Below are 18,531 nucleotides of genomic sequence, written 5' to 3'. Positions count from 1 at the left end.
CCTCCACGTCGTCGCCCTCGCCGGTCAGGAGCTCGGTCCGGGCCGCCGGCGCGACCGGCAGGACTTGACCGGGCGCCGCGGACGCGCCGATGCTGCGTCCCACCGCGGGTCGACGTGTCCTGGTGGGCCCACCGACGGCACGTCACCGCCTGCGTCGACCAGGACCGCGCCGAGCTGGGCGGTTCCGAACACCCACAATCAGCGGAACGGCCGCGAAGGCCAATAGATGCACGGCAGGATCACAGCGGACTCGGTGCGACAGATCGAGGGTGGACCCGTCGACGAGGCTTCCCGCCGGCGTCGATCGCGGCGTGCGAACCTGCATCATCGGTCACTGGTGGCGCGCCTCATCACGCCGACCCGGTTCCCTCGCGCCGGGCTGGCCCGGGCCTGCGTGCACCCCATTTCCCGAAGACCCGTAATGCTGTAGCCTGCGGTCCGGAAGGCAGGGAATCTGCGCGATTAGCCGCTGGTGGCTCTTCGGCCAGCCACCTCGACGAGTATCGGTGACGGCGTCCTGCGGCCACGGGAGGGATGTAGTCCTTGTCCAACGAATCTATCGCATCAATCCTGGATCGACTGCTCCGCGCGCACCTGCCGCATATCGGGGACGACATGGTCATCGGTCAGCACGAACCTCTTTCGAGGTTGGGTCTGGACTCCTTAGGCATGGTCCGGCTGGCGATGCGGATGGAGCGAGAGTTCCAGGTGGACCTCCCGGACGGGTTCCTGGTTCCCGAGACCTTCGAGACCCCCGCCTCCATCGCCGCTGCCGTCGCGGCCCTGCGCCCGGATCTGGACGTCGCGTCATGAACACCGTCGCGGCGCAGGCGACCTCCGAGGCCGTCACCGCGGTCGCGGACGTCGCCGCGGCGCACGCGGAGCAGGTCGACCGTGAGTCGCGGTTCCCGGTCGAGGCGGTGGAGGCGCTGCGGAGCGGTCGCCTGCTGTCCATGGGTGTCCCGGCCGGGTTCGGCGGCGGCGACCAGGGCATCGGCACGGTGGCGCGGACGACCACTGCGCTCGCCCGGAAGTGCGGATCCACCGGCCTGATCTTCGCGATGCACCAGAGCCAGATCGCGTCCTTGGTCCGGCACTCTGAGGACGAGGCGGTCCAGCGTGCTCTGCGGCGCATCGCCGCCGAGGAACTGCTGGTCGCGTCGGCCACGACGGAGGCGAGCGTCGGGGGTGACGTGCGCACGAGTTCCTGCTTCGTCGAGCGGGTCGGCACCCGCTTCCGGCTGGCGAAGCAGGCGTCCGTGATCTCGTACGGTGGACACGCCGACATCATCCTGGTGACCGCCCGGCGGGACGCGGCCAGCGATCCGCAGGACCAGGTCCTGGTCCTCTGCGACCGGGACGGCGTCACCCTGGAGCAGAACGTCGTCTGGGACGTGCTCGGCATGCGCGGCACGTGCAGCCACGGCTACGCGCTGCTGGCCGAAGGCGACGGGGACGCCGTCATGACCACCCCGTACGCCGTCATCAGCGCCCAGACGATGTTGCCGGTGTCCCACGTCCTCTGGGCGGCGGCGTGGCTGGGGCTGGCCGAGGAAGCCGTCGAGAGGGCCCGGCTGTTCGTCCAGGCGTCCGCCCGGAAGAAGCCGGAGGTGGTGCCGCTCGGCACGGTGCGGCTCGCCGAGGCGACAGCTCGGCTGCACCAGATGCGGGCACTCGTGGGCGCCGGGGTCGGCCGCTTCAAGGAACTCGCCGCCGTCCCCCACGAGCTCTCGCGCATGTCGACGGTGGTCGAGTTCAACAGCCTCAAGGTCTCCGCCTCGACGCTGGTGGTGGAGATCGCGGCAGCGGCCATGTCGATCTGCGGCATCGCCGGCTACCGCTGCGACGGCCCCTACAGCGTGGCCCGGATCCTGCGCGATGCGTACGGCGCTGCTCTCATGGTCAACAACGATCGGATCAACGGCAACAACGGGCAGCTCATGCTCGTGGGGAAGTCGTTCTGATGCGGTTGGAGGACCGGTTCCTGGCTGTGCTGGCCGACCACCGGGACGAACCCGCCATCGTGGAACCGCATCGTTCGTGGACGTTCGCCGAGGTCGACGCGCTCGCCCGGCACTGGGCCGCAGGGCTGCGCTCCCGAGACGGCAGCCGTCCCGCTGCGGTCGCCGTGCTCGCAGGACGCAGCGCGACCGGCTGCATCGGCGTGCTCGCGGCGTTGTACGCCGATGCCGCGTTCGTGCCGGTCAATCCGGCGTTCCCGGCCGTGCGCAGTGCGGGCGCGATGGCCGCGACCGGGGTGGGCGTGCTCATCGCCGATGTGACCGCCGACCAGGAGCTGGTCGCTGCGATCCTCGCCGCCCATCCGGTTCCGGTGCTGTGGGCGGATCCCAACGCACCGGTGCCGGTCAGCGACGCCGGACTCGGCCGGCGATTTTCCGAGATCGCGTACGTGCTCTTCACGTCCGGTTCGTCGGGGAGCCCGAAGGGCGTGCCGATCTCCCACGCCAACGTCGACGCGTTCCTCGACGCCGCTGTCGCCCGCTATCCGATGGGTCCCCCGGACCGGTCGGCTCTGACCTGCGACCTGACCTTCGACCTCGCTCTGGCGTCGCTGTTCCTGGCCTGGTCGCAGGGATGCGCGATCGTGCCGGCCTCCGTGTTCGCCATGGGGGATCCGGCGCGGTTCGCGGCCCGCTACGGGATCACCGTGTGGACGTCGGTGCCGTCGGCCATCGGCCTGGCGAGGGATGCCGGGTCGCTGGTCCCGGGTTGCCTGCCCGGCCTGCGGATCAGCATGTTCTGCGGTGAGGCCCTGACGGTCGACGCGGCCACCGCCTGGTCGCTGGCCGCACCCGGCTCCGCCGTCGTCAACAACTACGGTCCGACCGAGGTGACGATGTTCTGCACCGCGTTCGAGTTCCGCTCCGACCCACCGCTGGACGGCCCCACCGTTCCCATCGGACACCCCTTCGAGGGCGTCGAGATCGCTGTCGTCGACGCCGACGGCCGTCCGGCTGAGGCCGGTGAGCTCCTGCTGCGAGGACCTCAGATGTTCGGCGGCTACGTGGACCCCGGCCAGGACGACGGAGCGTTCACGGAGACGGACGCGCCGGGCGGTCGCTGGTACCGGACCGGCGACGTGGTCCGGTCGGGCGTCGACGGTCTCACCTACATCGGCCGACGCGACGATCAGCTACAGGTCGGCGGCTTCAGGGTGGAGCCGGCCGAGCTGGAACAGGCGATCCGTGCCCTGCTCGGAGTGGCCACCGCGGTCGCGGTCCAGCGGAGGAACACGATCGTCGCGTTCGTGTCGCCGGCGCCGGCGGCCAGGGATCCGCTCCTCCTGATCGAGGAGGTGCTGCCGCCCTACATGTGTCCGAAGCACCTGGTCGTCGTCGACGAGCCGCGGCTCAACGCCAACGGCAAGATCGACCGCCGCTACTACCGGGACCGTGCCACCGAGCTCGCGGTCTGAACCGGATCCCCAGGCATCGCGGCCGCTCCCAGGTCCCCGGCTCGCTGCAACCCGTAGCTCCGACCTCGCTAGGAGATTCCAATGAACACATCGGCCGAGTCGGTACCCGACGATGCGCTCGGCGTCAGCTCGTGGGAGGTGACCCAGGAGACCGAGGTCGAGTTCGGTGGCCTCGGCTGGACCGTGCTCCCCAGCGTGTATCCCATGCACCTGGTCCGATCGAGCGAGTTCTTCCGGCGGCAGCTGAGCGCTCTTCCGCCGGTCCACTCCTTCCTGGAGGTCGGCTGCGGCGCCGGTGCGCTGTCGGTGCTCGCCGTCAAGAACGGTCTCTGCCAGGAGGCCACGGGCGTCGACATCAATCCCAACGCACTGGCCGCGTCGCAGATGAACGCTCGTCGGCACGGCGTCGAGGACGCGACGACGTTCGTCTACAGCGATGTGTTCGACGCGGTCTCGGACTCGCAGTTCGATCTCATCTTCTGGAACTCGAACGGCGCCCTTCCGGATTCCGGGGAGATCCTCGACGAGGATGCGGCCATCTCGCACCACGAGAGAGCCATCTTCGATCCCGGCTACGCCAGTCACCTGCGGTACCTCGAACTGGGCCGGAACCATCTCCGACCCGGAGGTCGGCTCCTGATCGGGTTCTGCGGTAACGGGGATCTCGAGTTCATCAAGGAGAAGGCAGCGGGCCTCGGCCTGAGCCTGGAACTCCTGGCCACCGACGATGAAGGAAGTCACCCGCACTACCTCCTGGAGATCCGGGAGACCTCTCCCGCCTAGGGTGCTCGGTGCTCGACCTGCGCCGGCGGGGCGGCGACCATCGTGCTGGTCGCGGCGCGCGATCACGCGGAGAGGAGCTGCGCGGCGGGGACGTCGCGGTCGGCCGCCGTCGGGTCCGCGGTCGGCCTGACGACGACGGTCGGTGAGCGCTGGCCGACATGGAGTTCGCCGCGCTGATCTCCCCTTCGCGCCTGGTCCGTCGCCATGCCGCGGAGGTCCTCGGGCCCACGAGCTCAGCGCTGCCGCGGCCACCGGTGCCGATCCGCGGATCGCGGACGTCGCCCGACGGTGCCTCGACGGGTCCTGGGCCGGCGGCGCCGGGCGACCCGAGCCCACCGGCTCGCCTCGGCCGCCGGCAGCGGAACTCGACGGATCCCCCATCCGGACGACCGTGCCTGCCTCCGCCATTCGCCGTGATCTTGAAGGTGGCGTGCCGGAACAAGGAAAAGTGCCCCTGCGCTGGGGTAATGCGGTCTGCTGCGACTGCAGGACACCCAGGACGAGGAGCACTTTTCAGGTGCACGACAGCGCGTGGTCGAAAGATCTGACGGTCGACGTCGATGGGCACGGGGTCGCACACCGGGTCGGCGGTGCTGCGCCTGATCGCGGACAACACCGGGCTGACCGCCGGGTTGTCCCGGGCGGTGACCCGCCGCGGGTTCACCCCGGTCCACGACCGCGGCCGGGTCGATGACCCCTGTCGCTTCGGCCACGCCGATCGCCGAGGCTCAGGTTTCGCGCGCTCCGACTCCGCTGGACGTACGCCGCACCGCGGTGACCCAGGCCGTACACCGTGCCGCGCGGGCACCACGCACAGCAGCCGACCTCCGGGTGATGGCCGCGCAGAGCCGCTCCACGGGGGCGGCGCAGAAACGGACGGGACACCCCGCGCCCGCGACCTCTGCCCGGCTGCCGGCCAGCTCGCCGACGCCCCGGCGCGGACGCTGACTCCCACCCCAGGCCGCACTCCACTCGCGACCGTCCCCGCCCAACAGGAGTTCCACCATGCCCACCACCACCATGCTCGACCAGGCCACGGCCATGATCGAGAACACCTGGGGCCAGCCCATCGAAGCTCTTGAGGTCCTAGGGGTCCGCCGCCCCAGCGAGGACCCGCTCCTGCGCTGCGCCATGCACACCCGCGCGGCCCTGGCCATCACGGACAGCGCGGTAACCTTTCACCAGGACCGCCTTCACGCCCTGTCGCGGCATGGGTACGTGCCTGACTTCTACGAACTCGACCGGATCACCGAAACGGCGGTCAAGCTCCGCGTCGCCCACGCGGAGAGCCGTGCGTACCTCCAGGCGATCCGGCGCGTGGTGGAGGCTCGGGAGGCCGCCGGACCCGAGGTTGCGGCATCGGCGGTTCGGCTGGCTCAGGCCGCTGTCGCCCGCTCCGGGCAGACGCGGCACGCCCCGGGGGCCGTGCCCGAACCGTCCTCTCCGGCGGCGGTCGTAGGTCCGTCAGCGCCCACAACGGGGCCCCGACGTTGAAGGCTTAGCTCCGATTCTCGTCGCGGGGGCCCTCTTCGGCCCGGGGGCCCACCGCGCGGGCTAGCTCCTCCACCGTCAGCTCCACGCGCCGGCCTTCGGCGACCCGGCGCTCCACCGTCTCCTCGTCCGGCCACCGGTCGGGCTGTGCGCCGACTCCCCACTGGCCGTCGGCGACCATCGCGATGTCGCCCACGGTCCAGGCCCGTCCGGCGGCGCGGATCTTGCGTTCCAGTCCGGCGCCGTCCCAGTGTCTACTCGCCTCGGCCATCCCCTGCTCCCCTTCACCGACGTGCGGTCCCTCACCGCAACCCAGGTATGACAACCGCGGTCGCCGATCCATTCCCGTCCCGCCGACCGCTCGGCTGTGGTCTCCAGTTCGCCCACGGCAGACGGCATCCCCGGGGAAACGACTACGCACTTCGGCATGCTGCATGCCAACGTACGGGTGTCGGGAAACCCGCAGGTCAACGAATGGATCGTCCAACCGTGAACGCCTCTGCCACCCTCCTGCCCGCCGTCGTCCGCCCCGCCGTGGAAGACCGCCACTGGCTCTCCTCCGACCACTGCGCCGCTCCGGTGCTCGACCTCCTGGACGCTCTCGGCTGGACGATCGCCGAGACCCCGGAGGCCAACGTCCACGCGACCAGCCCGGACGGCGGCGTCTACGTCGGCTGGCTCCCCGAAGACCCCTCCGCCTGGGCGCGCGAGATCGTCTGGCGCGTCCAGGTGCTGCCCGCCGACGGCGAGGTGTGGGTGCAGGAGTTCGGCATCCACACCCCCTCCGAGGCCGTCGCCGGATTCCTCGCCGCCCTCGTCACTCACTCCTCGCGCTGACCGCCGAACTACGGGGGCGGGCCGACGACGGCCCGTCCCGTTCACCGCGCCCGTCCCGGCGGACCGACCGCTCCTGTTCTTCCTGACCGAGAGGCATTGAAATGACCATCTACTCCGATGACCTCGTGAGAATCGCGAACCACGTCGTCGGCTCCGGCACCGCCGTGTTCGCGGCCTACGACGCCATCACGGGTTCCGGCATGGCCTCGCGCGGCATCCCCCAGGTCTGCTGCGGGGTGCTGCTGCTGTACACCGCCGGGATCTTCCAGGACCACCTCCGCCGCCGCGACACCCGTGTCGTCGCCTACCTGTCCGGCAACCCCGACGCGCCCCTCTCCAAGATCAGCGCCGCCACGGTGCTGAACCAGGAACGGGTAGCCAGCTCACTGCAGCGTCTGCACGCCGACGGCCTGGTCGTCTCGGAGGAAGGCGCGGTTCCCCTCCCACCTCGCTACCGGCTGACCTAGTGGCTCCACTGTCGGCAGCATCTCGCAGACCACACCAAGGGCCCGAAGGCCCTACGCGACCTGCTCCGCCTCGACGCCCCCTGACGATGTCCCCGCCACCCCACGCCCCTGAACCTCACCAGCGGGCACGGCGAAGAGGTCGATCCCCTCTTCGCTGGGTGCCGAAGGGGCGGCCTCCCTGATGGCGAGGAGCGCTTCGCCCTGCTCGCGGTACGGCAGGAGGCGCGGCGCACGATCGATGTGTCCCTCGAAAGTCATGGTCAGCCCTCGGTCAGGTGTATTTGAAGGTGAAGACGAGCACGACGCTCACGGTGACGATCAGGGCGATCTGGGCGCTGATCTGCCGCCAGCCCCAGCCCTTCCTGTCCATCCAGCGCAGCGGACGCCTTCAAGTCGGCGCGACGGGCTCCTCGGAGATCACGAGGTGGAGAAACGCCCGGCAGTGCTCGCCCAGGTGTTTGATCACGGCGTGGTACTCGTCGTCATCGGAGCTGATGTTGTGCCGGTCGAGGACGAGCACGCCGTCGGCCAAGCCCTCTCGGAGCTGTCGCTCGGCTTCCCGCCAACCAGGTCGATCCCAAGGCGGCGTGTAGACGCCCTGGCTCGCACTGGATGCCGGGAGGTACGTCGTGGTCACCGGGACCGCCACATCGTGGAGCCGGGCGGTGATCGCGTAACCGAGCTGGTCGGCCTCAGCCTGTAGCGTCCCCCAGTCCTCGTCAGGTCGGGCCCTCGGACTCGGTACCAGGCTGTACGCCAGCACGCGCAGCGGCTGATCGGCCTGCGCGCCGACGGTCTGACGGTAGAAGTGCTGGCGCAAGCATCGGAGTTGGCCAGCTCGGGACCGGCGCTTCACCTGGGCAGAGGTGCGAGGCCAGCTGGGGTGGTCACGGCCAGCGGTCGGCGCCCCACCGCCCGTGTGCTTCTCTCGCCCCCGATCAAAGGCGACGAGGCTCAACACGTCGGCTCCGTGCTTGACTGCGTTGTGCGGCGACATGGGGGTGCCTCCGTGAGAGTGGGGATGACCGCGTACGTCGTCCGGCCGCCGTCCGCGACGCCCCACCGAAGCGACAAGCAGGCGACGAGGTGCAGCCCTCGACCGCCGAGGCCGGCGGCACTCGCACGTCGCCGCCTCGCCGGTGCCGTGCTGTCGTCGGTGACTCGGATTCGAAGCTCGTGCTCGTCGTGTCGCAGTCGCAGTCGGACCTCCCCGGAACCGTGAATGATCGCGTTGGACACCAACTCCGAGACGACGAGCCGGGCGTCCTCTGCCGGCGTCTCCGGCAACGACCAGTGCTTCAACACGGTGGCCGTCGTTCGTCGCGCTTGAGCGACGTGCACATCTACCGGCTCCATGGCCATCTCGAAGACGTGAGAGGCCAACGGACACCGAGCGGTCGAGGCGCCGACGGCGTGGGCGCCACCGTCGTCGCCCCGAGGTCGGGGCGGCGTTGCTGTCCGGTGCGTGGTCATGAGCACATCGCACCGTGGCTGCGCGATCCGGGACAGGGGAAACCGGAGGGGGGAAATCTTTGTCAAGGGGGGAAAACCAGGGGGGAGTTGAGGGGAGTATTGGCTTTCTCCCACGGATAGGGGTCAGACTCATGGCGGTGGACCCATTTGCCGAGTTGCTCCGTCACCTGCGGCGTAACGCGAATCGGACGCAGGACGAGCAGGCCGGTGCGATCAACGCCGCCTCCGGCCGGGCAACGGTGACCCGCCGGGAGGTGAACCGGTACGAGAACGGTGCGAACGTTCCGACGGGCCACACCCTGGGGAACATCGCTTTGGCCTGTGGCGTCCCGCTGGAGCCGCTGCTGCGCGAGGCGAAAGCCGCCCGCGCCAGGCGGCGAGAGAAGAACAAGGCCGAGGCGGAGGACCTGGACGACGTGAAACGCCGAACGCTGCTGGGAGGCGCAGTCGTCGGTGCGGCTGCGGCTGCCGAGCCGTGGGGCCGGCTGGCCTACGCACTCAGCAAAGGTTCCAAGATCGACCCTGAGTCCGCGGGGGTGCTTATTGATCATGCGGCCACGTTGCACGTGGACGAGCTGAACGAGAGTGCGCTCAGCCTGCAGTCCCGCGTCGAGGCGCACTTGGACGCGATCACCGCAGCCCTTCCCCGCGCCGGAGCCCATGAGCGAGCCCTGATCATCGCGGCCGGGGAGACTGCCGCTCTTGCTGGGTGGGTCGCCTGGGACCTCGGCGAGCAGGACAAGGCCACTTCCTATTACGGAGTGACCTCGGAGTGCGCGAAAAGGGCTGGACACCCTCCGCTGCGCGCTCTCGCTCTGGGCTACGCGAGCTACGGTGCCCCCAGCCCAGCGAAGGCGCTGGAGATGCTTTCGCAGGCAGCTCAGGACGTACGCGGACGTGGCAACGCAACCGCCGCAGCGTGGGCTCTGGGCCGGTACGCGGAGGAAGCCGCCCAGTCAGGCGATGACGCTGGCGCCCTTCGTGCTCTCGACCAGGCCAAGTTTGCTTATGACTTCGCCGACCATATGAGCGAGCAGGCGTGGGTCCGCTTCGTGACGCCATACCGCATGGACTCGTTAACCCTCTCGGTCTACGGCGAACTCAAGCGTCAGGAGCTGACCGCCACGGCCGACTCCGCAGTCGAGCGCCTCGGCGGCGAACTACCCGAGTCCGGCGTGGTCGTCCTGGGTGACCTGGCGTCCGCCCTTCTACGCGGCGGCGACATAGACCGTGGGGCCTACGTAGCGCACCAGTTCGCCGCAGCGGCGGAGTCGAAGCCCAACACCATGGGCCGGCAGCGGGCTCAGGCCATCGCCGCCGGGCTCCCCGACACTGAGCATGACCTGGCCAGCCACCTGCTGACGTTCGCGACGCTGTGAAGCGTCGAAGCGCACGGGCTCGGCGAGAGCAAGGCGTTGTAGTGGAGACCTTTACCCCGGGCGCGTCTCGTCGACGACCCAGGACAGGTACGCCTCCGACCCTCCGGTCACAGGCAGCGTGACCCACTGGGGGACGTCGTACGGGTGCCTCTCGTGCAGCCATGCCTCCAGCGCGGGGAGACGATCCGACGACGTCATGTAGGAGATCCGCCACTCCTGAGCCGCCTCGACCTTCCCCTGCCACCAGTAGAAGGCGGTGATGGGCGCATCGATGTGGACGCCCGCCGCCAGTTTGCTCTCAACAGCGCCTCTGGCGAGGGACTTCGCCTGCTCCTCGTCGTCACTGGTCGTCTGCGCGATCACGATCTCGGGGTCCATGCGGCTACCTCTCCAGCTCGGGTACCGCGACCCTATCCACTAGTCCGATGAAGGCGGGCGGGAGGTAGTTACCGGCAGGGCTTGGCGATTCGTTGCCCGGCAGACCGCTCGGACGATCAGTTGTTCAATGTGTCGGGATCGATCGCTTACGGGAACGCAAGCCAGTCATCCTTCATCAGCGCTCGTGCGAAACCAGCGAGCCGTAGGGAACCGGATCGCGCATCAGGCCCGGAGTAGCTGAAGTCGCCTGAAAAGGCGCCGAAGTACGAACGCAGGGATCAGGCGTCGGAGCCCGAAGCGGTAGCCAAGGGCGCGCTCCATCGTGGTCACGATGTGCTGCTGGTTCCCCACCCCGAAGCCACCCAGGTTCATCTCGGCGGCGGCGGTGACAGGTGTGGCGTTCCAGGCATCGCTACAGGCCTGCTTGAAGGCAGCGTCGAGGTTGGTGAGGCAGTTGTCGAATACCTCACTGAGTACCGTGCTCTCCGTCGCGATCCAGGCGCGGCTCTCTGCGAGGGTCTCCTGGAGGTCGTGTCCGGTGATTGCGAGCGAGCTCAGGACCTCGGGATCGTCGCTGGTGCGGCGGCGTATCCGGTAGGGGTACTCGATACGTGCGACCAGAACCTTCACCGCGGCGGCGTAGCGGTCTCGGCGGACGGTCGCTCCAGCGCGCAGGCCGGTGAGGATGTGTCCGAGGGCTCCCGCGACGACGGAGGAGCCTAGGACGAGCGCGAGGATCGTGATCACAGATGTGGATGCCGTTTCTGGTGCGGTGAAGGGTGCCGGGCCCATCGGCGAGCCTCCTGTTGTGTCTCGGCGGTACGCAGCGGGTGGGTGCCGTGGGCGGGTTGGCCATGTGGTGCGTCTTCTGCCGGCCAGGTGCCGGAGCGGCGCCAAGCCTCTTCGTAAAGCAGATGTCGGTGAACGAGAGTGATCAGCGCTTCCAGGCCGTCCTCGGGGATCCAGCGCAGGGCCGCGTCATCGCTGGGGTACTGCAGGCACAAGTCCCTCAGCGGCGGCGGGTTGCGATGCTTGAAGGCACGGTCGGCCGAGTCGAGCGGGAAGGCGTGCACGGTGTAGTCGGGTCGGATGACGAGGCGGACACGTTCGGTGGGGTAGTTCTCGCGTTCCAGGGCGGGCAGCGGGCGCAAGGTGAGTTCGAGGAGCGCGGCTCCGCCCGGACCGACGCGGCCAGCCGCCTGCTCCACGCCGTATACGGTATCGGCGTGGAGCAGGTGGTCGGCGGCTGCGCCTGGGTCGGCGAGCACCGCCTTCAGCGGGTACGCCATGACCGGGCCGGTCGCGCGGGCTGCTGCCCGTGCGGGGAGACGACGGCGCGTCCGGTGGAGGTGATGCTGCCGGCAGCCAGTGCGCGCAGCGCGTCGGTAGCGTTCTGGGACTTGGCCTGTGGGAACGGGTCTCCGATCAAGGTGTGCCAGATCTCGATGGCCGCAGCGTGCTGTCCGTCCTCTTCCAGACGTCGCGCCTCGGCCGCCCGTCGGGCGGTGGCGGCCAGCGTGGTGGCGTACGTATCGCGCTCGTCGATCGTCCACCCGGCGGTGAGATCGTCAACACCGGTCGGGTCGAGCACCGGGTGGGTGACCGCCTGGGCGGCGTGAGCCAGGGTGGTGGCGAGGGCCTGGGAGTGCTCAAGCGGGCCGGTGACGGCCGCGTAGGCGAAGGCCTCCCACAGCAGCCCGCAGGTGTCGTCGAGGACGGGGTTGCCCTTCTTGAACGACTTCAGCATGCGGACCTGGTGGACGAACCGTCCGCCGGTGGCCTGGTTGCGGGTGCTGATGATCCGGTTGAGCGTCCGGGTGTTGGACCACTCCCAGGTGTCGTTCTCCCTGTCAGCGATGTAGACGATCTCGCTGTCTTCAACGTCGAGCGCGGGGACCAGGTCGAAGGTGAAGTCCAGCTCGGCGAAGGTGACCTGGAGGGCGTGGGCAGGGGCGTCATCCACGTCGAAGAGGGCGTCGGGGTACTTCTCGGCGATGACCTCGCGGATGAGGCTCATCGCCTGGGCGGGGCCGCCGGGCTGACGCAGGGTCTTCTCCAGGCGCGGGTGCATCCGGATGACCATGTCGACGTCCTTGAGCGGCTTGAGCATCGTCTTGCGGGCGAAGCTGCCCTGCAGGAAGGTGGCGATGGCCAGGCCGGCGTTCACCAGGTGTTCGGTGATCTCGTTGTGCCGCTTTTGGGCGCTTTTGCGCTCGCGGCCATCGAGGTTGAGCTCCTCGTCGAAGGCATCGAAGGCGCCCTTGGTGCTGTCGTTCATCGTGCTGTCGCGCTCGTTCCTGCCGACCGGGTAGATCGTGGTGCCCGGTGCCGGCTCCGGGGTCCCGTACGTGGTGGGGCGCCCGGGGTGGGTGCCTTCACTGGGGACAGACGACGTAACTCGGCGGTAGCGCGACGGGTGTGACAAGAGTTCAGTCGCAGTCGCGGCAGCGGCTGCTGGCGCCGTCGAACATGGCCGCCGGATGGACGACGAAGCAGGCCGTGCACTGGCGCTCGAACACCTTGCGGTCGCAGCCGCAGCGATCGCAGTCGGGGCACGGGGCGGACTCGCAGCGGGCGCAGGCGCGGGCGAAGGAGGTGAAGTCCTCCCCGCAGTGTGCGCAGGTATAGCTGGCGGCCTCGGGGCCGTTGTATCGAACGGAGGGCGCGAAGGTCCTCCAGGGCGCGAGTTCGGTGACGGCGACGGCGAGGACGTAGCCGTCCATGGCCGCGGTCTGCAGGTACAGCTCCTCACCGGCGACGGCGCCGTCACGGTAGGCAAGCCGGCCACGTCCCTCGGCGTGTCCCTGGCCCGACAGGGCCGTGCGCAGGACCGGGACCTGGCTCTGGTCGCTGCCGCGCCGCAGTGGGGGCAGGCCGTGGGAGGCACCGAAGGCGAGGATGCCGTCGCGATCGAGGAGCAGGATGTGACCGGGAGCTGGGAGGCGTTCGCTGGCTTTCACGCACGCCGCCATACGGGAGGCATTGCTCACCCGCCACAGTGCGACTGCGGCGTCCGCCGTGGGGCCGGCGGCAGTGATATGGCGATCGGTGAGTGTGTCGGGCAGGAGGATGTCGGCGGCGAAGGCATCGCAGGCAGCATCCTCCAGGACGGCGCCACCGTCGGGCTCGGCAAGCAGGACGTCCATCAGCTCCACCACGGTCTGCTGCAGGTGGTGGCCCAGCTCATGGAGACCGGTGAACTCGCGGCGGGCCAGGCTGGCAGAGGTGGCGACGGCGAGGACGGCGGGAGTACCGGCGAAATAGGCACCGGAGACACTGCAGCCGCCGCCAGAGCGATCGTCGGGTACGTCCCTGACCTGAAGGCCGGGCCACTGCCGCAACTCGTCAAGGGCGCCGTCGCCCAGCCGCTGGGCAGCGCCGGGGTGGTCGCGCTGCAGGACGGTGAGCATGGCCTTGGCCTGGGTACGGGCCGCGGCGCGGCGCAGGTAGTCCATCACTCGCTCTCCGGGCCCAGGTGCACGTGGAAATAGCGGTCTACCCGAGCAGGCCAGTCCACTTCCGCAGGGCGCTCCTGACGCGCTGCCAGTGTGAGCGTGGCAAAGAGTGCCTGTCGGCGGGCTTCCTGTTCAGCGGTTCCGGTGAGGTGGGCGAGCCGACGGATCTGTTGGCGGCGGGCGGGGCGACTCAGCTCGTGCACCAAACGGTCGGGCAAAGGCGGATTGGCAGCCAGGATCGCGTCCGCAGACATGCCCAGAGTCGGTGCGAGGAGGTGAGCTTCGGGCGGGGTGAGAGGTGTCTGCGCGCGCAGCAGCGCGAGGGCGCGCGGTGGCCTGATGCTCAAGCGATGGATCAGTTCGGTGGGGCCCAGGCCGCACTGCTTCAGCAGGGCAGGCAGACCGCCGCTGCCCGAAGGCGCCCAGCGCGCCGTCGCCAGCACGTCCATGGTGTCGGCGAGGGTGGAGCGGAACTCGGCCGCCTGTGATGCGGGGCTGGGAAGGGGGCTGCCATAGCGGTACCCAGAGGCATCCGGGGCGGGTGAGCCGTCGGCTTCCAAGGGAACGGACAGCTCACTGACCTGCCGGTCCAGGACATACCACGGAAGACGCCTGCCCAGACCGCACCACAGGGCAAGCGGCTGCTCCAAGGTGGAAGCCTCGGCGGGCAGCAGCACCGTGTCGGGGTCGTTGAAGCGCGTCTCCAGGGAGACGGGCAAGGCGTGCACCGTGGTGTCATCGACCGCCGCGATAGCCACAACCTCGACAACGCCGTCCCACACAGCGCGCCAGATCTGGCCCGGTCGGGGATCACCCGGCGCTGCCGCCGCCGCGGTTCGGACCGCATCGGGAACATGCAGCTGGGCGGCTGCAGCGCGAAGCCGCTCATATGCGCTGCTCGATGCCTGGATCATCGGGCGGCCCCCATTCCTCTCGGCGGTCTGTTCCCACTATGGACAAACGACGTCACTCGCCGAACGTCAGGGGGGTTCACTGCTGCGGCGCAGCAACGCTGCGGCTACCTCTCGGGGATCACTACCCGCAGCGGTCAGAGCCAGCATGAGCTTCTCACTCAGCGCATCCATGATCGCGGACGTCTGTCGGCGCCCGAGTCCAAGCAGGGCGGAGACTTCCGCCGGATCGTCCTCCAGGAACGACAGCAGTTTCCGCTCCTGCGGGGACATGTCCGCCCAGATTTCCCCGGCTATGGTCTCGGCCTCCACGGGAACGGTCCCGTGCTTCTGACCGGTGGCAGAGTCGATGAGCGCGCCATCATCCGCGTACAGCGTCGTGTACTCGGCAGGAGCGAGCAGCTCGAAGCGGGCTTCAAGAACCTTGGCCAGTTCTTCTTCCCGGACCGCTCCACCTGCTGCCTCCAGCACTCCGGTGAGTACGGCCATCAGGGCGCGCACGGTTTCCCTGGGCGTCGGCCCGGAGTGGTTCCAGGCAGTGATCCATACTCCACGCACTTCCCAGGCGGCTTTGACCAGTTCATCAAGATCGCCTTGCCAGACGGCGCCGGGTGGGTGAGAGGCCAGGGCCCATCGGGGCGACGTACCAGCCACCGCGCGAAACCGGCTGTCCGCGCCAAGGCGCGCGGCGAAGCGCCGCCGCAGCTTCCCTCGCTCGGTACGTTTGGCTTCGTCGATCAGGAAATTCCTGATCGACGTGAAGAACATCTTCTCCAGGGAAGCGTCGTCGACCGTCTTCAGGAAGCAGGCTAGGAGGAAGTTCTCGCCCTTCCTGCTGATCATCTCGAACAGGAGCCCGTCGACGGCCTCGTCCGTCCACGCAGCATGACCTTCGGGCGGTGGGAATCCCTGGGATCTTGCCACCTGACGACCCACACGTCGGAGCAACTCAAGACCCAGATCACCAAGCTGGCCGTACTGCGCCAGCTCCTCATGCGCCCCGCCCGCCATCGACCACCTCGGCCTCACCCTGCGGACTGCGCTGTCCGCACTGGCCTCTTCCTATACACCTCCCGAGGCGCGGACGGAGGTCCGCCACGCCGTTGGCTCAGCACGAGAATGCTCGCCCGGCTGCGAACGGCGATGCGTGGCAGTTCCCCGCGGGTCATCCACCTGTCTCTCCATCCCAGGGACTTTTCAGGGACTTTCAGCGCTGTCCGAGGGACTTCCGAGGGACTTTTCGCGGCCTAACGCGGCAAGCCCCTGAAAGACCGGAAAGGGCCTCCGACGCAGGTCAGAGGCCCTTTCCGCGGCAAAGCCGCAGGTAGCGGCAGACGAGCCGAGCTATACGCCGGGTTTTGTTCTGCATGATGGCAGGACAGGTGACGAGCTCGACGGTGGGCACGGTGCAAGTTTCGCCACAGCATCCGGACGGGCACGTTCCTCCGGCCGGTCGCCTCGGCGAACTGATGGCGAAGCCCGGGCTACCTTGCTCCTCTCCCCCTCAGGCAGCGAGATGCAGACCGGCTTTCGTCACCGAAAGGCGTCGCACAGAGTGCACCTCCGGGTACGTGAACGAGACATCGACCCCCGACCTGGTCGCCAAGCTCTGCTCTCGAAGAACCAACTCCATCTGCACTGGTCCGGCAGTTCGCCCCACCTTGTGAGACACCGATTCCAACGATTCATACAACTGCCATGCCGACGACCGAAACGAGAACTCACCCAGCCCCGGAGCTGCCGCTAGGCTGAAGACCAGACAAACATCAGGCTTTGGTCCCGCCCCAGACCGCGCGGCCGCCCTGCGTTCAAAGGGGTTATCGGGGCACCCGCAAGGCGCCCCCTCGTCCAGCATCGGCGGAAGGTACCTCGAACCGTCGCAGGCGTGGACGAGGCCCCCTTCGTTTTCCAGAGCAAGCCAAGGCCTGACGTCGGCCACACCGGCGACAATCACCGCGATGCCTTCTGCGTGGAGCTTCCGGGTATAGCGGTCGCCTCCGGAAGCTGCACACACTACTTCTCCCTGATACAGCTCGGAAACGCGCTCCGCGACTTCCTTGCTCTTGGTGGTCAAAAGCCAGGAGCGACGTGCTGCCGCTCGCCCGGTCTTCCACTCTTCCGCCGTGATCTGACCGACGAGTTTTTCACGCCCGTGCATCTGGGCCATGCCAGAACTCCCACCCTCGGAATTTCGAGGATCCCATGGTCCACAGGTTCTGGAGTTTGGCTGCGCCGGTCTTCTCATGTAGTGCGAGGCCCCATGCAAGCCCTCGCATCACATGCGATGTAGCGGACCGCCAGACTTCATGCGACGCCCGCTGGATCCCGTGCAGGTCCATGCACTACGCCCGCCACCCATCGCACCGGTGCTGTCTTCGGATAGAGAGCGACCCGCACACCGAAGTCCATGAGGATCTCCTTACGTGCCTGAACATCCAGCGCTTTGTCCCAGCGGTCCTGCACGGTCTCTCCCGTCGGCCGCCGGACCATACCCGGCAGGCGTTCCGGCTCCAGTTCAAGTTCCGCCAGTTCTTGTCCCATCGCCGCATACTTCTCCCGGAACCAGGCGGCGTCATCTAGCGCGTCATAGAGCCCAGCCTCGCGGTCAGCGCGCAGGCGCTCCCGACTGGCCCGGAGTTCGGCGATGCGTTCCGCCACACCGTTCCCCTCGTCGTAGACCGTCTCGAAGATCATTCCGTCGCCGAACCTCTGCAGGAACCACTCCTCGACATACGCGTCCAGCAGCTGCATCCGTATCAGCGGCGCAGGCCGACAGTCCTTCGCGCTCAGCCATCCCTTGTTCCGGACAGTGCACACGTATCGAGGCGGCTGATCGCGGGACGTCTGCGTGTACAGCCGGTTGTGACACTGGCCGCACAGCGCCAGCTCCGTGAGCATGTAATCCCGGTTTGTGCGACGGCCGATCCAGGGTGTCCGCCGGGGAGCCAGCGCCTTCTTCAATGCCTCGTGAGCCGGACGGTCCCACAAGCCCTCACAGAGCCGCACGGGGTTTCCGTCTCGGTCGATCACTGGTTTGCCCTGGTGCATCAAGTAGCCCAGGGCCGCCTCAGACAGAAGGATGTTCTTCAGACTTGTCGGCTGCCAGGAGCGACCGCCTGCCGGCTTTCCGTACATGACAGCCAAGTGGTCAGCGGGTGACAGCTCTCCGGCACGGCTCAGGCGGGCCGCCTCACTGCTGGGTGTGACGTTCTCGGGATCAGCCAGGATGCGACGGGCGACGCTACGGATGACAGTCGAGGCATGCGGATGCAGGACGACGTGATCGATCTTGCCGCCCATGACGGTCCGCACGTACTGGAACCCGTAAGAAGGCTTCCCCTTCGGGCGTCCCGCTGCCCGCGTCTTCTCCGTAGCGCTGCGGTTTCGACGCTGGATGGCCCGCAGTTCCATCTGCGCACCCCATGCCTCCATGGTGAAGCGGTTCTCGTCGACCTGGTCATCCAGATCCCACGGACCGTCATGCCCGTAGGTGACGAGCAGCTTCCCCTCGTCACGCATCTTGTAGCCAGTGTTCAGGCAGTCCACGACGTTGCGGCCGAGCCGATCCACGGCTGCAGCCACCAGCCCGTCGTAAGGACCCCCCTCATCGCGAAGCCACGGGCCCAGTTTCGGCCGGGTCATCGGGTCGGTGGCGCCCGACACCTCCCAGTCATCGGCCCAGCCGATGATGTGGCCCCCGACAGACGCGGCAGCGGTCAGCACGTCCTCCCGTTGCCGCTCCGGCGACGATGTCGCGAGCTTCATCCGCGACAGACGTCGCACGCCTAGCAGGCACTTCCCGCATCCGTCGTAGGGGCGTTCGATCATGTTCAGGTCCGTACCGCGCAAGACATCTCCGTTTCGAACACGCAAGGTACGGAGATTTGGCGGCCACACCCAGGACGATCTTGCTCAAGCCAG

Annotated in this window: 22 protein-coding genes; 8 read left to right on the top strand and 14 right to left on the bottom strand. The window is 68.4% G+C overall.

The window, feature by feature from the left end:
• Positions 1–543: 543 nt before the first annotated feature.
• The 4 genes from ACFW48_RS04545 (at position 544) to ACFW48_RS04530 (ending at position 4,219) form a co-directional block, all read left to right on the top strand.
• The gene (locus ACFW48_RS04545) at positions 544–813 is read left to right on the top strand and encodes an acyl carrier protein (protein ID WP_386310435.1); all 270 of its coding nucleotides are present in this window, start codon (positions 544–546) and stop codon (positions 811–813) included.
• Complete coding sequence (locus ACFW48_RS04540; protein WP_099965361.1) at positions 810–1,964, top strand: acyl-CoA dehydrogenase family protein; 1,155 nt, start codon at positions 810–812, stop codon at positions 1,962–1,964. The genes ACFW48_RS04545 and ACFW48_RS04540 overlap by 4 nt, the downstream gene beginning before the upstream one ends.
• Complete coding sequence (locus ACFW48_RS04535; RefSeq protein ID WP_386310434.1) at positions 1,964–3,436, top strand: AMP-binding protein; 1,473 nt, start codon at positions 1,964–1,966, stop codon at positions 3,434–3,436. The genes ACFW48_RS04540 and ACFW48_RS04535 overlap by 1 nt, the downstream gene beginning before the upstream one ends.
• Positions 3,437–3,517: 81 nt before the next feature.
• Positions 3,518–4,219, top strand: coding sequence for a methyltransferase (locus tag ACFW48_RS04530; protein WP_386310432.1), 702 nt, complete (start codon positions 3,518–3,520; stop codon positions 4,217–4,219).
• Between the two features lie 62 nt (positions 4,220–4,281).
• On the opposite strand, the gene ACFW48_RS04525 is transcribed toward ACFW48_RS04530, so the two are convergent.
• Positions 4,282–4,425, bottom strand: coding sequence for a hypothetical protein (locus ACFW48_RS04525; protein ID WP_386310431.1), 144 nt, complete (start codon positions 4,423–4,425; stop codon positions 4,282–4,284).
• Between the two features lie 799 nt (positions 4,426–5,224).
• Between ACFW48_RS04525 and ACFW48_RS04520 the strand changes: the two genes are divergently transcribed.
• Positions 5,225–5,713 (top strand): hypothetical protein, encoded by a 489-nt coding sequence (locus tag ACFW48_RS04520; protein WP_386310430.1) that lies wholly within the window; start codon positions 5,225–5,227, stop codon positions 5,711–5,713.
• 4 nt (positions 5,714–5,717) lie between these two features.
• On the opposite strand, the gene ACFW48_RS04515 is transcribed toward ACFW48_RS04520, so the two are convergent.
• The gene (locus ACFW48_RS04515) at positions 5,718–5,981 is read right to left on the bottom strand and encodes a hypothetical protein (protein ID WP_386310428.1); all 264 of its coding nucleotides are present in this window, start codon (positions 5,979–5,981) and stop codon (positions 5,718–5,720) included.
• Between the two features lie 218 nt (positions 5,982–6,199).
• Here ACFW48_RS04515 and ACFW48_RS04510 point away from each other — a divergent pair, with 218 nt between their 5' ends.
• Positions 6,200–6,547 (top strand): DUF317 domain-containing protein, encoded by a 348-nt coding sequence (locus ACFW48_RS04510; protein WP_359901214.1) that lies wholly within the window; start codon positions 6,200–6,202, stop codon positions 6,545–6,547.
• 125 nt (positions 6,548–6,672) lie between these two features.
• Positions 6,673–7,014, top strand: coding sequence for a MarR family transcriptional regulator (locus ACFW48_RS04505; protein ID WP_386310427.1), 342 nt, complete (start codon positions 6,673–6,675; stop codon positions 7,012–7,014).
• Between the two features lie 51 nt (positions 7,015–7,065).
• Here ACFW48_RS04505 and ACFW48_RS04500 read toward each other — a convergent pair whose 3' ends face one another.
• From ACFW48_RS04500 to ACFW48_RS04490, 3 genes are all read right to left on the bottom strand, one after another.
• Positions 7,066–7,272 (bottom strand): hypothetical protein, encoded by a 207-nt coding sequence (locus tag ACFW48_RS04500; RefSeq protein ID WP_386310425.1) that lies wholly within the window; start codon positions 7,270–7,272, stop codon positions 7,066–7,068.
• Positions 7,273–7,402: 130 nt separating this feature from the next.
• Positions 7,403–7,834: a hypothetical protein gene (locus tag ACFW48_RS04495; RefSeq protein WP_224354190.1), complete on the bottom strand. Its 432-nt coding sequence runs from the start codon at positions 7,832–7,834 to the stop codon at positions 7,403–7,405.
• A 134-nt stretch (positions 7,835–7,968) separates the two neighbouring features.
• Positions 7,969–8,370, bottom strand: a complete 402-nt coding sequence (locus ACFW48_RS04490; protein ID WP_386311101.1) for an ATP-binding protein — start codon at positions 8,368–8,370, stop codon at positions 7,969–7,971.
• 248 nt (positions 8,371–8,618) lie between these two features.
• Here ACFW48_RS04490 and ACFW48_RS04485 point away from each other — a divergent pair, with 248 nt between their 5' ends.
• Complete coding sequence (locus tag ACFW48_RS04485) at positions 8,619–9,866, top strand: helix-turn-helix domain-containing protein (RefSeq protein ID WP_386310424.1); 1,248 nt, start codon at positions 8,619–8,621, stop codon at positions 9,864–9,866.
• Between the two features lie 51 nt (positions 9,867–9,917).
• Here ACFW48_RS04485 and cutA read toward each other — a convergent pair whose 3' ends face one another.
• The 9 genes from cutA to ACFW48_RS04440 form a co-directional block, all read right to left on the bottom strand.
• Complete coding sequence (gene cutA / locus ACFW48_RS04480; RefSeq protein ID WP_386310422.1) at positions 9,918–10,244, bottom strand: divalent-cation tolerance protein CutA; 327 nt, start codon at positions 10,242–10,244, stop codon at positions 9,918–9,920.
• 222 nt (positions 10,245–10,466) lie between these two features.
• Complete coding sequence (locus tag ACFW48_RS04475) at positions 10,467–10,991, bottom strand: hypothetical protein (protein ID WP_386310421.1); 525 nt, start codon at positions 10,989–10,991, stop codon at positions 10,467–10,469.
• A complete protein-coding gene (locus ACFW48_RS04470) occupies positions 10,988–11,533 on the bottom strand; it encodes a hypothetical protein (protein WP_382681695.1) in 546 nt (181 codons plus the stop codon). Before ACFW48_RS04470 ends, ACFW48_RS04475 begins: the two co-directional genes overlap by 4 nt.
• Positions 11,518–12,522, bottom strand: a complete 1,005-nt coding sequence (locus ACFW48_RS04465) for a hypothetical protein (RefSeq protein WP_386310419.1) — start codon at positions 12,520–12,522, stop codon at positions 11,518–11,520. The genes ACFW48_RS04470 and ACFW48_RS04465 overlap by 16 nt, the downstream gene beginning before the upstream one ends.
• A 151-nt stretch (positions 12,523–12,673) precedes the next feature.
• The gene (locus tag ACFW48_RS04460; RefSeq protein WP_386310418.1) at positions 12,674–13,699 is read right to left on the bottom strand and encodes a DUF955 domain-containing protein; all 1,026 of its coding nucleotides are present in this window, start codon (positions 13,697–13,699) and stop codon (positions 12,674–12,676) included.
• A complete protein-coding gene (locus ACFW48_RS04455; RefSeq protein ID WP_386310417.1) occupies positions 13,699–14,613 on the bottom strand; it encodes a hypothetical protein in 915 nt (304 codons plus the stop codon). The genes ACFW48_RS04460 and ACFW48_RS04455 overlap by 1 nt, the downstream gene beginning before the upstream one ends.
• Positions 14,614–14,679: 66 nt before the next feature.
• On the bottom strand, positions 14,680–15,621 hold the full coding sequence (locus tag ACFW48_RS04450; RefSeq protein ID WP_386310415.1) for a hypothetical protein: 942 nt from the start codon (positions 15,619–15,621) through the stop codon (positions 14,680–14,682).
• A 493-nt stretch (positions 15,622–16,114) separates the two neighbouring features.
• Positions 16,115–16,777 carry a hypothetical protein gene (locus tag ACFW48_RS04445; RefSeq protein ID WP_386310414.1) on the bottom strand — a complete coding sequence of 221 codons (663 nt, stop codon included), beginning with the start codon at positions 16,775–16,777 and terminating at the stop codon, positions 16,115–16,117.
• Between the two features lie 137 nt (positions 16,778–16,914).
• A complete protein-coding gene (locus tag ACFW48_RS04440; RefSeq protein ID WP_386310413.1) occupies positions 16,915–18,438 on the bottom strand; it encodes a recombinase family protein in 1,524 nt (507 codons plus the stop codon).
• Positions 18,439–18,531 lie beyond the last annotated feature (93 nt).

Source organism: Streptomyces sp. NPDC058812 (assembly GCF_042744565.1).
Taxonomy (GTDB): Bacteria; Actinomycetota; Actinomycetes; order Streptomycetales; family Streptomycetaceae; genus Streptomyces; species Streptomyces thinghirensis.
Note: the sequence above shows the minus strand (reverse complement) of the source record. Positions and strands in the feature narration are given on the sequence as shown.

What these genes read in the sequence shown, in the direction of transcription:
- ACFW48_RS04540 (WP_099965361.1), top strand. Translation starts at nt 810, where the DNA reads ATGAACACCGTCGCGGCGCAGGCGACCTCCGAGGCCGTCACCGCGGTC.
- ACFW48_RS04535 (WP_386310434.1), top strand. Translation starts at nt 1,964, where the DNA reads ATGCGGTTGGAGGACCGGTTCCTGGCTGTGCTGGCCGACCACCGGGAC.
- ACFW48_RS04530 (WP_386310432.1), top strand. Translation starts at nt 3,518, where the DNA reads ATGAACACATCGGCCGAGTCGGTACCCGACGATGCGCTCGGCGTCAGC.
- ACFW48_RS04525 (WP_386310431.1), bottom strand. Translation starts at nt 4,425, where the DNA reads ATGGCGACGGACCAGGCGCGAAGGGGAGATCAGCGCGGCGAACTCCAT.
- ACFW48_RS04520 (WP_386310430.1), top strand. Translation starts at nt 5,225, where the DNA reads ATGCCCACCACCACCATGCTCGACCAGGCCACGGCCATGATCGAGAAC.
- ACFW48_RS04515 (WP_386310428.1), bottom strand. Translation starts at nt 5,981, where the DNA reads ATGGCCGAGGCGAGTAGACACTGGGACGGCGCCGGACTGGAACGCAAG.
- ACFW48_RS04500 (WP_386310425.1), bottom strand. Translation starts at nt 7,272, where the DNA reads ATGACTTTCGAGGGACACATCGATCGTGCGCCGCGCCTCCTGCCGTAC.
- ACFW48_RS04490 (WP_386311101.1), bottom strand. Translation starts at nt 8,370, where the DNA reads ATGGAGCCGGTAGATGTGCACGTCGCTCAAGCGCGACGAACGACGGCC.
- ACFW48_RS04485 (WP_386310424.1), top strand. Translation starts at nt 8,619, where the DNA reads ATGGCGGTGGACCCATTTGCCGAGTTGCTCCGTCACCTGCGGCGTAAC.
- cutA (WP_386310422.1), bottom strand. Translation starts at nt 10,244, where the DNA reads ATGGACCCCGAGATCGTGATCGCGCAGACGACCAGTGACGACGAGGAG.
- ACFW48_RS04470 (WP_382681695.1), bottom strand. Translation starts at nt 11,533, where the DNA reads ATGGCGTACCCGCTGAAGGCGGTGCTCGCCGACCCAGGCGCAGCCGCC.
- ACFW48_RS04465 (WP_386310419.1), bottom strand. Translation starts at nt 12,522, where the DNA reads ATGAACGACAGCACCAAGGGCGCCTTCGATGCCTTCGACGAGGAGCTC.
- ACFW48_RS04460 (WP_386310418.1), bottom strand. Translation starts at nt 13,699, where the DNA reads ATGGACTACCTGCGCCGCGCCGCGGCCCGTACCCAGGCCAAGGCCATG.
- ACFW48_RS04455 (WP_386310417.1), bottom strand. Translation starts at nt 14,613, where the DNA reads ATGATCCAGGCATCGAGCAGCGCATATGAGCGGCTTCGCGCTGCAGCC.
- ACFW48_RS04450 (WP_386310415.1), bottom strand. Translation starts at nt 15,621, where the DNA reads ATGGCGGGCGGGGCGCATGAGGAGCTGGCGCAGTACGGCCAGCTTGGT.
- ACFW48_RS04445 (WP_386310414.1), bottom strand. Translation starts at nt 16,777, where the DNA reads ATGGCCCAGATGCACGGGCGTGAAAAACTCGTCGGTCAGATCACGGCG.
- ACFW48_RS04440 (WP_386310413.1), bottom strand. Translation starts at nt 18,438, where the DNA reads ATGATCGAACGCCCCTACGACGGATGCGGGAAGTGCCTGCTAGGCGTG.